This window comes from Tateyamaria sp. (assembly GCF_039945315.1).
Taxonomy (GTDB): domain Bacteria; phylum Pseudomonadota; class Alphaproteobacteria; order Rhodobacterales; family Rhodobacteraceae; genus Tateyamaria.
The window spans coordinates 1-4,372 of sequence record NZ_JBDUXB010000013.1; the positions used below are offsets into that span (position 1 = coordinate 1).

The window sequence follows — 4,372 nt, forward strand, 5'->3', positions numbered from 1 at the left end:
GCGAATGACAGCTCTGAGCCCAAAGCGGTCACTGTACGCAGTGCCGATACAACACAGATTTTGAATTAAGGTGGACAAAGGACGCAAAAAGTTGCCATCGCCGCACCCTTCGTGCCTCATCGAATAACCAAAATAGGAGGATGCTAAAATGGGCAATAAATTCTTGTGGATACTGATGGCGTTACTGTCAATTGTCGGTGGGGTGATAGCGCTGATGAACCCAGTTTTCGCCAGCGGCATAGCTACAGTCATGGTCGCGTGGCTGTTCATTTTGTTTGGTGTGTTGCAAGTGTTTGCCGGATTCCGTGTCGAAGGTGCGGGTTCAAAAATATGGACAATTTTGCTTGGCGCATTGGCTGTCTACCTTGGCATCACGATACTTGGGCATCCGTTAAAGGGAATGATGGCACTCACCACTATGATTGCTATTCTTTGCCTTGCAGGTGGCATTTCTAAAGTGATCTTGTCATTCGCACTGGAAGATCGCCGCTTCTTCTGGCTCGTTCTTGTGTCAGGCATTGCGTCATTGGCCATCGGCATAATCATCTTCATGAATTGGCCAGTCTCGGCAGTATCGGCGCTCGGAATACTTCTGGGCGTACAGCTTTTGTCTGATGGCGTCTCGGCGCTTGCGATGGCCTTTAGCAGTGATGGAGATGCTGCCGCGGCTGCATAAGCTGCCTTGCCGATAATCGCTCACTAGGCCCGCCAATCAGATTGTGGGCCTAGCATTTGGAATGATCTCGGGATCAAGCATCAAAGTTCTCACCACTAAGCATCGGAAAGCAAACTGTACGATGAACTCACTTGCTCGGCTTGGTCGAGCTCTTCAGGCAGCATTCACCGATCCTCGGGCTGTTGGATTAGTAGCTTTCACTTTTGCAATCATTTCTGGCGCTTCAGTATTTTATCATTACGTAGAGAAGTGGGGTTGGCTAGATTCCGTTTACTTTTCAGTGATGACGATATCGACAGTTGGGTATGGCGATTTTTCACCAGAAACCATTCCAGGCAAGGTTTTTACTATCGGATACGTGATCGTAGGGCTCGGAGTGTTTGTGGCCATGGCAACAGCAGTCGCCGATGCCATCCTCGCACAACGTCAGAAAGATCACGACACTCGCGATTGAGGAGCAATGCTATGGCCGCAGAGCGGTCCTTGGCGCAGGCCGCGGCGGATGACTGCTTCGAGCCCTAGTTACCGATACTGTACATTGTAAGAATGACAGCAATCCACAACTAGCTGACATTGAATGCAAAATTGGCAGCACAGGAACGCCGAAAGAAATTCGACGTTTTACTTCCTTCGGGTGATGGAGTTGATTTTGCAAACAGTAGATTGCCGATCACGGGCCAATGTCCGGGCTTCGGCATGGGTAAGTGTTTGCAGTGCTTCTTCAGCTGACAGCCCTTTGGCCCGCGATTTTGACCAAATGTTATGAACGGAGGCTGGCGACCATGGCAAGGCCGCCTGTGCGACCCACTGACGAACGGGTGCAGGCAATCCGTCAAAGGCATCCATAGGGTCACCGGAACGCCTTTTGCGACGCAGGCTGCTCTGTCCGAGATTGCGATTCATATTTCGTCTTCCGGATCTGCGACAGGATCGAGCACGAGGACGAACCGGGTCTGGCCGGTTCCTTCGATTGGTGGTGAACGATGGAGCAAGCCGGATGGCGGATCGGCGGGCCAGAGGGTTCCGCGCAATAGACAGGGTGCGCCGGTCTTTACTGTAAAGACACGTGTTGGTTCCGCACCGTCGACTGAGACGCCGTATTGCGTTCCTGTGCCGCGATAGGTGCAAATCAGGCGCGCCGAGATGGAATCGATGTGAAACCTACGGCAGGCATTTGACTTCACGACATCCAGACGAAGTCGCAGATATCTGGCCAGCAAAAGATTGGAAAACACCTCAGCCAGTCCTGTAATGTCACTCTGTAGCCAGTCACGCTCTGAACCTGTGGGCATTCCGGCAATGTCAAAGAGATGTCGCACCGTGTCCGCCACCTCATGAGGCTGTAAAATGACCCGTCCTCGCGGCAGAATGTCCGGTGGAAGTTTATCCAACCAGGATTGCACATACTGTGGCGTTTGCTTGCGCCAGATAGCCGCGGCGCATCCGGGTTTGAGAAATACATCGAGCGCGGTGGGTTCATCCGCGATGCCCACGCCGATGGCCGCATTTTTGACCTCCGTTCGCATTGGGTTCATGCGGCGTTCTCGACGCGGCGCCAGCCTGGGAATGGGTCAGGCATATCGAGAGGCAAGGCATCAGGTCCGGCCGCCAAAACAGTTGGAACAAGGCAGGCGTCCAGTTTGGACTTCAAGGCAGCCCAGTCAATGTCTGCTCCAATGAACACCAGCTCTTGACGACGGTCACCCCACGGCTCCAGCCAATGCTGTTGCATGTACTCGCGTGCAGATGTGTGATCGGGCCAGCGTTCCTGCGGGACAGAAGCCCACCAGGTACCAATCGGTTTGACACTGGACAATGCTCCGGCAAGTGAAAACTCGGCAACCCACTCAGGCCGTGTAGCAATCCAGAAATGCCCCTTTGCGCGGATCACACCGGACAATTCACCGTTAAGGACTGCCAGAATTTCTTCAGGAATGAAGGGCTGGCGTGCTCGATAGACGTAGGACGCGACACCATATTCTTCAGTCTCGGGCACGTGATCCGCAAAACCGTAAAGCTCTTTGGCCCACATCGGATGCTCATGCGCCTTTTCGAAATCGAAAAGGCCGGTATCGAGGATTTTCTCGGCCGCGACTTCGGAATGATTGGTTTCTATGATTTCGGCATCTGCGTTCAGGCTGCGGATTATTTTGCGGGCCGCATCAACCTGTCCCTCCGTCGCATCGGCCACCTTGTTCAGGATCACCACATCGGCAAATTCCATCTGGTCGGTCAGCAGATGTACAAGCGTGCGCTCATCCTCGTCCCCCATGACCTCGCCTCTGTCACGCAGAAAATCGTGGCTCGAGAAGTCTCTGAGCAGGTTCACAGCGTCCACCACAGTCACCATGGTATCCAACCGGGACACATCAGACAGGCTTTCGCCCAATTCGTCCCGGAAATCGAAAGTAGCAGCAACCGGCAATGGTTCGGAAATTCCCGTGCTCTCGATTAGCAGATAGTCAAACCGTCGCTCCGCCGCCAACCGGCGCACCTCATCGAGAAGATCGTCCCGCAACGTGCAACAGATGCAGCCGTTGGACATCTCGACCAGCGTCTCATCTGTGCGGCTGAGTTCTGTGTCAGCACGAACAAGGTCTGCGTCGATGTTCACCTCGGACATGTCATTGACGATGACAGCCACGCGCCGCCCCTCACGATTGTTGAGAACACGGTTCAGCAAGGTTGTTTTGCCCGCGCCCAGAAATCCGGACAAGACCGTGACGGGAAGCCGAGTATCTGACATATGTGCTCTCCAGAGGATATAATAACGATCACGCAACTTACGCAGTTGCTAGACAAATGCAACTGCCATTGTTACGTGCATTGGCGTTTTGGAGGAACTCGGCGCATGAAGCGGAACAGTCGCTTATCTCTCGCTTTGCATACGCTCAGCCACATGGCGTGTGATCCTGACCGCGTGAGAACATCAGCGGATATTGCCGGTCACGCCGGAACGAATCCCGTGGTCGTGCGTCGTGTGCGTGGGAAACTCCGGGAAGCGGGTCTTTTTTCGTCTGAAAAGGGACATGCTGGTGGGTGGCGGCTCGCCAAACCAGCCCGCGGAATCACGCTTGCAGATGTCTATCTGGCTTTGGATGAGCGGCTCGTGTCAGGAAGCGACAGCGACCCTGCACCGTCGCTTTGCAGCGTCGAAACGGGCCTTCAAACGCGCGTTGCAGAAGTCCTCGAAGACATTGAAGAAAGTCTTGTGCAGAGGTTGCGCGAAACCTCAATCACAGATGTTCATCTAAGGTCATGCAGTTATTGCGACAGCTGAGCCCGCTTTCCTGACACCTCCATTCGGGCGGCGCAGATTGAACGAGTGCGCCGATTTCCCACGATGCCCATCGCAATAGGGTGCTCCAAGGTGGATTTGTTTTGTTTTGTCTGTACGCATTCTGTTGAGCTGCCTTGGGAGGTCACACGCGAAACATATTTCTCTTGCCGATCCAAGCAGCGTTCACAGCCATCGAAAAGTGCGAAGAGCAGTCATTCCAATCGTAAACGTCAATGGTGGGTTTGTCCGCATAGCGGTCTTTGGCGCGATCTTCGGCGAATGACAGCTCTGAGCCCAAAGCGGTCACTGTACGCAGTGCCGATACAACACAGATTTTGAATTAAGGTGGACAAAGGACGCAAAAAGTTGCCATCGCCGCACCCTTCGTGCCTCATCGAATAACCAAAATAGGAGGA

Annotated in this window: 6 protein-coding genes; 3 read left to right on the forward strand and 3 right to left on the reverse strand. The window is 53.7% G+C overall.

Annotated features, from left to right (window positions below; translation table 11 throughout):
- Window positions 1–148 precede the first annotated feature (148 nt).
- Window positions 149–676, forward strand: a complete 528-nt coding sequence (locus ABJD00_RS03985) for an HdeD family acid-resistance protein (protein WP_413848688.1) — start codon at window positions 149–151, stop codon at window positions 674–676.
- 121 nt (window positions 677–797) lie between these two features.
- Window positions 798–1,130 carry a potassium channel family protein gene (locus tag ABJD00_RS03990; protein WP_413848690.1) on the forward strand — a complete coding sequence of 111 codons (333 nt, stop codon included), beginning with the start codon at window positions 798–800 and terminating at the stop codon, window positions 1,128–1,130.
- Between the two features lie 167 nt (window positions 1,131–1,297).
- Here the strand turns inward: ABJD00_RS03990 and ABJD00_RS03995 are convergent, their stop codons facing one another.
- Genes ABJD00_RS03995 through ABJD00_RS04005 form a run of 3 tightly spaced genes read right to left on the reverse strand, consistent with a single transcriptional unit; the run spans window position 1,298 to window position 3,422 of the window.
- Window positions 1,298–1,579: a DUF6525 family protein gene (locus tag ABJD00_RS03995; protein ID WP_413848692.1), complete on the reverse strand. Its 282-nt coding sequence runs from the start codon at window positions 1,577–1,579 to the stop codon at window positions 1,298–1,300.
- Window positions 1,576–2,211 carry a DUF1826 domain-containing protein gene (locus ABJD00_RS04000; RefSeq protein ID WP_413848694.1) on the reverse strand — a complete coding sequence of 212 codons (636 nt, stop codon included), beginning with the start codon at window positions 2,209–2,211 and terminating at the stop codon, window positions 1,576–1,578. Before ABJD00_RS04000 ends, ABJD00_RS03995 begins: the two co-directional genes overlap by 4 nt.
- Window positions 2,208–3,422, reverse strand: a complete 1,215-nt coding sequence (locus tag ABJD00_RS04005) for a GTP-binding protein (RefSeq protein WP_413848696.1) — start codon at window positions 3,420–3,422, stop codon at window positions 2,208–2,210. The genes ABJD00_RS04000 and ABJD00_RS04005 overlap by 4 nt, the downstream gene beginning before the upstream one ends.
- A gap of 105 nt (window positions 3,423–3,527) precedes the next feature.
- Here ABJD00_RS04005 and ABJD00_RS04010 point away from each other — a divergent pair, with 105 nt between their 5' ends.
- Window positions 3,528–3,956 (forward strand): Rrf2 family transcriptional regulator, encoded by a 429-nt coding sequence (locus tag ABJD00_RS04010; protein ID WP_413848698.1) that lies wholly within the window; start codon window positions 3,528–3,530, stop codon window positions 3,954–3,956.
- Window positions 3,957–4,372 lie beyond the last annotated feature (416 nt).

Bases quoted from the DNA above. Each gene is read 5' to 3' on its own strand.
- ABJD00_RS03985 (WP_413848688.1), top strand. From the start codon at position 149: ATGGGCAATAAATTCTTGTGGATACTGATGGCGTTACTGTCAATTGTC.
- ABJD00_RS03990 (WP_413848690.1), top strand. From the start codon at position 798: ATGAACTCACTTGCTCGGCTTGGTCGAGCTCTTCAGGCAGCATTCACC.
- ABJD00_RS03995 (WP_413848692.1), bottom strand. From the start codon at position 1,579: ATGAATCGCAATCTCGGACAGAGCAGCCTGCGTCGCAAAAGGCGTTCC.
- ABJD00_RS04000 (WP_413848694.1), bottom strand. From the start codon at position 2,211: ATGAACCCAATGCGAACGGAGGTCAAAAATGCGGCCATCGGCGTGGGC.
- ABJD00_RS04005 (WP_413848696.1), bottom strand. From the start codon at position 3,422: ATGTCAGATACTCGGCTTCCCGTCACGGTCTTGTCCGGATTTCTGGGC.
- ABJD00_RS04010 (WP_413848698.1), top strand. From the start codon at position 3,528: ATGAAGCGGAACAGTCGCTTATCTCTCGCTTTGCATACGCTCAGCCAC.